Here is a 1663-nt window from a genome sequence, read left to right as displayed (position 1 = left end):
TAACGATTACGTTTTTTGTAATTGAATCTTTACAACCAAGAGTTGAAGTAGCAACAAGTTTAACATCAAAAGTATCAAAGCTTGAATATTTCAATTGTTCGTTGGAATCCGTTGAAGTTGAACCGTTACCGAAATCCCAGTTGTAGTTTAAACCTAACAGGTTTTGAAAAGCTGTTAGGTTGAAAAACTCAAAGCTATTTTCGTTCAAGCACTGAACAGAATCGTTTACAGAAAAATCCGCTTTTGGATTTGGGTTTACAAAAATTGATTTTGTTGCCGTATCAGCACATCCGAGATTTGAGGTTGAAATAAGTTGAACTGAAAAAGTATCAAAATTCAAATAGGTCATTTGTCCGTTGGAATCCGTTGAACTTGAATCGTTACCAAAATCCCAGCTATAGTTTAAACCTAACAGGTTTTGAAATGCTGTTAGGTTTGTAAATTGAAAACTGTTTTCATTAAAACACTGCGAACTGTCATTGACAGAAAAATCCGCTTTTGGTGATTCAAGAACATATACTTTTTTTACGATAGTATCAGTACAGCCTAATGGTGAAATAGCAACAAGCCTAACATCAAAAGTATCAAAGCTTGAATATTTCATTTGTCCGTTGGAATCCGTTGAAGTTGAGCCGTTACCGAAATCCCAGATGTAGTTTAAACCTAAGGGGTTTTGAAATGCTGTTAGGTTTGTAAATTGAAAATGATTTTCATTAAAACATTGCGAACTGTCATTAACCGAAAAATCTGTAACAGGACTTGGATGCACAATAATTTCTTTTGTTGCTGTGTCCCTACAACCTTGATTTGTTTCCTCAATTAAAACCACATTAAAAGTATCTGCAATTAAATAAATGTGTGTTGCAGTGTCTGTGTTTGAAGTATTGTTATCTCCGAAATGCCATGTTTTTGAAACATTTAAATTTAAGGAATCACTTGGGTTTAAGAATGTGAAACTGTTTTCGTTTAGGCATTGAGCGGAATCTAAAACACTTATTTTTGTTTTAGGAGATTCCAAAACAATTACATTTTTTATAGCCGTATCTGAACAGCCCTGATTTGATGTGGCAATTAGTTTTACTTTAAAAGTATCTGCTTTTTGATAAATGTGATTTATGTTTGTGTCTGTTGAAAATGTGCTGTCTCCGAAGTTCCAAGCATAATCCAAGCTACTAACTTGTGTGAAAGTTGTAAGATTTAAGAACTGAAAATTATTTTCATTAAAGCATTGAACCGAATCATTTATGCTAAAATCTACCTGTGGCATTGGATGCACAATTAGTTGTTTTGTTAAAATATCTGCACAGCCAAAATTTGAAGTTGCAATTAAAGTTACTTCAAAAGTATCTGTATTTGAGTATGAATGATAAACTGTGTCATTTATTGTTGAAGTATCTCCATCACCAAAAAACCAATGGTAATTGATAGTGCCATAAGCCTGTCCTGTTTTATTGATAAACTCAAAATTATTTCCGAGAAAACATTGTGCTGAATCTGTTATTTCAAAATCTGCTTTTGGTGGAAAAACATAAACCATTTTTGAAACCGAATCTTCGCAACCGTAATCTGAAAGGGCATACATTTTTACATTAAAACTATCCTCATAAGAAAAAGAATGTGAGGCATTAGTGTAATAACTTGTTGCAGTGTCTCCGAAATTCCA

1 protein-coding gene is annotated in these 1663 nt (G+C 33.0%); it reads right to left on the bottom strand.

Features of this window, described 5'->3' with window-relative positions; all coding sequences use genetic code 11:
- The coding region (locus U9R42_14045; protein MEA3497145.1) for a PKD domain-containing protein at positions 1-1663 on the bottom strand (1663 nt) is incomplete at both ends.

The sequence above is a fragment of the Bacteroidota bacterium genome (genome assembly GCA_034723125.1).
Classification (GTDB): domain Bacteria; phylum Bacteroidota; class Bacteroidia; order CAILMK01; family JAAYUY01; genus JAYEOP01.
The sequence above is the reverse complement of the archived record's forward strand: the minus strand, read 5'-3'. Positions and strand labels throughout refer to the sequence as shown.